Below are 3,100 nucleotides of genomic sequence, written 5' to 3' on the forward strand. Positions count from 1 at the left end.
GGCCCAGGCTGTGTCAAAAGTGCCCAGAGCGTGCTACTTTGGTGTGGAGGAGACGGATCCAGCCAGGGGAGCGCGGATGGGCGGCTACATCGCAGGAATGGACCGGCACCAGCAGGTGCTGTTTCCTGAGACGCTGGACGAGTACGTATCGGAGGACAACGAGGTGCGGTTCATCGACGCGTTCGTCGCCGGCCTGGACATGTCGAAGCTGGGGTTCGCGCGGGCGATCCCGAGCATCGACGGGCGTACGGCCTACGACCCTCGGGACCTGCTGCGGCTGTACATCTACGGCTACCTGAACCGTACGCGGTCGAGCCGAAGGGTGGAGGTGGAGACGCACCGGAACCTGGAGGTGATCTGGCTGATGCGGAAGCTGCGGCCGGACCATAAGACGATCGCGAACTTCCGGCGAGCGCATCCGGAGCCGCTGAAGCAGGTCACGCGCGAGTTCACGTTGCTGTGCAAGGAGCTGAACCTGTTCGGGTCGTCGCTGGTGTTCATCGACGGATCGAAGTTCCGCGCCGTGAACAACAAGGACCGCAACTTCACGCAGGCGCGGTTGGAGAAGCTGCTGGCGATGATCGACGAGCGTGCCGCGGAATACCTGAAGGAGTTGGAGGAGGCGGACGCGGCGGAGGAAGGGGAGGGGGGAGCGACCGACGCCGACCTGCGGAAGAAGATCGAGGCGCTGCAAGAGAAGAAGAAGCGGTACGCGAGCTATCAGGAGCAGCTGAAGGAGAGCGGCGAGACGCAGCTGTCGCTCACCGATCCGGAGAGCCGCCGGATGAAGATCCGCGGTGACATCGACGTCTGCTACAACGTGCAGATCGCGGTGGATTCGAAGCATCACCTGATCGTGGCGCACGACGTGACGGACCAGGCGAACGACCTGGAGCAGCTGGCGCCGATGGCCATGGCGGCGAAGGCGGAGCTTGGGGTGGAGACGCTGGATGCGAGCGCCGACCGGGGCTACCACAGCGAACGGCAGGTGGTGGAGTGCGAGGCGAACGGGATCACGCCGTACGTGCCGGCGCCGAAAACGTCGTCGAAGAACAAGAAGCAGGGCCGCTTCACGAAGGGCTCGTTCAACTACTCGGCGAAGCGCGATGCGTACCAGTGCCCCGCGAAGCAGTGGCTGAGCCCGTGCACGAAGGAAGTGAAGAAGGGCCGCGAGCTGAAGTATTACGCGAACCGGTCCGCCTGCCGGGACTGCCCGCTTCGGTCTCAGTGCACGAAAGCCAAGGATGGGCGGCGGATCATGCGGACGCCGGAGGAGGAGCAGGTGGCTGCGATGGCGCGGCGCCTGAAGGAGCGGAGTGAGCTGATGCTGCAGCGCAAGAGCACGGTGGAGCATCCGTTCGGGACGATGAAGCGGGCGTGGGACGGGGGCTACTTCCTGATGCAGGGGCTGCGGAACGTACGCGGCGAGCTCAGCCTCGCGGTGCTGGCGTACAACATGAGGCGAGTTTTGAACCTGCTTGGGGTGAAGTGTGTCCTGGAAGTGCTCCGGAAGCGGAAAATGGCTCCCCAGCCGCTCGCGCGAGCGGCCTGAGGGCGGTTTTCGGGGCGATTGGAGCCCCTTTACGGCCCTCTCAGCCCCCTCAAGCGCACTCAGGACGCCCTGGACGGCTCTGCACCGTTTCCGAGCCTCGCGACGCACATTCACCCCCCCGATGCTCCTGGGCGAAGGCCCGCGGGAGGTTTTGACACGGCCTGGGCCTCAGAATGACAGCTTAACTGCGGCGAATCAAAAGACTTGGCGACATCTGCGGAAACGACCGCGCCCCCTCGCTTCGGCTCAGCGAGGGGGCGCGGTCGTATCCGGGGACGTCGATCGATCCTGATCGCTACGCCTGGCTGGCGGGCTTCAGGAGGCCGGAGTTGAGCGCGAGGCGCACCAGCTCGGCGCGGTGGCTGAGGCCGAGCTTCTGCATCAGGCGGGCGCGGTAGGTGTCGACGGTCTTGGGGGAGAGAAAGAGCTTCTTGCCGATCTCGCCGGAGCTGTAGCCCTCGGCGGTCAGCGCCAGCACCTCGCGCTCGCGCTCGGAGAGCTTCTCGATGGGGCTGGCCTCGCCCTTTTCCTCGACCGCGCGGTAGGTGCGCAGGAGGAGGCGGGTGGCGCTGGGGTAGAGGAACACCTCGTCGCGGGCCACGGCGCGGATGGCGCGGATCAGGTCCTCGTCCGCGCTGGTCTTGCGCACGTAGCCGCTTCCGCCCGCCTCCAGCACGGGAAGGAGGAACTCCTCCTCGGCCTGCGAGGTGAGCACCAGCACCCTGGCGCCCGTCTCCAGCGCGTTGATCTGCCGCGTGGCCTCCAGCCCGCCGATCCCCGGCATGGCCAGGTCCATCACCACCACGTCCGGCCGTAGCGCGCGCGTCCGCTCCACGCCATCCTCGCCCGTGGACGCCTGCCCCACCACGTCCAGGTCGGGCTCCAGCCCCAGCAGCGCCTCCAGGCCGCTGCGCAGCACCGGGTGGTCGTCGACCAGGAGGATGCGGATCTTGTCGGACATGAGGTTCGGTCCCGTTCGGGGGATGAAGATTCGAAAATCGGCGGACGACGGAGATCGCGGTCAGGCCGGCGGACCGGCGTCGCCCGGGGTGGCCTCGCGGCCCGATGCCTCCTGCACGGCGATGCGGAAGACCACGGTGCGGAAGGCGACGGGATCGTCGTCCGTGAGCGTCTCGGGGATCAGCTGGCGGAGCAGTTCCACGCCGCGCCGCCACTCGGCCTGCTCCCACTCGGCGCCGTCCGCGGGGAGGACGTAGAAGCCGCCGTGGATGACCACGCTCCGCCAGCTGAAGATGGCCTCCACCTCGTCGACCTCGAAGGCCACGGGCGCCCACGTCTCCCCCGTGGCCTCCAGCTTGGTGCCGGCGGAGGTGCGGCCGTAGATCCAGCCGCCGTCGTAGACGTAGTGGAGCGGCTCGATGTCCACGTGGTTCTTCCACGCGTAGGCCAGCCGCCCCACGTGGTTGCGGGCCAGGATGGCGTCGATCTCGGCGCGGTCGAGCGTGCGGATGCGCGGGGCGCGGGTGGTGCTCATCAGTGGCCTCCAGCCTTGCGTGCGAGGTTGCTCTCGCCCGGTCTCCACTCAGC

3 protein-coding genes are annotated in these 3,100 nt (G+C 67.4%); 1 reads left to right on the top strand and 2 read right to left on the bottom strand.

Annotated elements, in window-relative coordinates; genetic code table 11:
* On the top strand, nt 1–1,552 hold a 1,552-nt coding region (locus VE944_RS02060; RefSeq protein WP_324971539.1), incomplete at its 5' end, for an IS1182 family transposase.
* A gap of 295 nt (nt 1,553–1,847) precedes the next feature.
* On the opposite strand, the gene VE944_RS02065 is transcribed toward VE944_RS02060, so the two are convergent.
* Nucleotides 1,848–2,513 (bottom strand): response regulator transcription factor, encoded by a 666-nt coding sequence (locus VE944_RS02065; protein WP_324971542.1) that lies wholly within the window; start codon nt 2,511–2,513, stop codon nt 1,848–1,850.
* 60 nt (nt 2,514–2,573) lie between these two features.
* Nucleotides 2,574–3,047, bottom strand: a complete 474-nt coding sequence (locus tag VE944_RS02070; RefSeq protein WP_324971545.1) for a pyridoxamine 5'-phosphate oxidase family protein — start codon at nt 3,045–3,047, stop codon at nt 2,574–2,576.
* Nucleotides 3,048–3,100: the final 53 nt, after the last annotated feature.

Source organism: Nostoc sp., from assembly GCF_035638895.1.
GTDB lineage: Bacteria > Cyanobacteriota > Cyanobacteriia > Cyanobacteriales > Nostocaceae > Nostoc.

Excerpts from the sequence above, each read along its gene's own strand:
- VE944_RS02070 (WP_324971545.1), bottom strand. The coding sequence starts at position 3,047 with ATGAGCACCACCCGCGCCCCGCGCATCCGCACGCTCGACCGCGCCGAG.
- VE944_RS02065 (WP_324971542.1), bottom strand. The coding sequence starts at position 2,513 with ATGTCCGACAAGATCCGCATCCTCCTGGTCGACGACCACCCGGTGCTG.